Here is a 253-nt window from a genome sequence, read left to right on the forward strand (position 1 = left end):
GGCGAAGGCAATGGCTCGCTGTATATCAGCGGCAGCAGCGCCAACTATTGGAGCAACAGCCAACGCACCACCAGCTACTCGGCCGGCTACAGTAACTCGTGGCGCCGCATCAACTACAACATCAACGTTCAGCGCACGATGGAACAGTCGCTGTTCAACGGTGGTGCTACGCGTACCAACAACACCATCAGCCTGAACGTGAGTATTCCGCTGGGCAAGGCAGGCAGCAATGCGCCGTCGATGAGCACCAGCT

The 253-nt window shown here is 58.1% G+C and carries 1 protein-coding gene; it reads left to right on the forward strand.

What is annotated here, in order from left to right; translation table 11 throughout:
- Positions 1-253: fimbria/pilus outer membrane usher protein (locus ACVA58_RS28375; protein WP_446513568.1), on the forward strand; the 253-nt coding region annotated here is incomplete at both ends.

The sequence above is a fragment of the Photobacterium sp. DNB22_13_2 genome, from assembly GCF_052873915.1.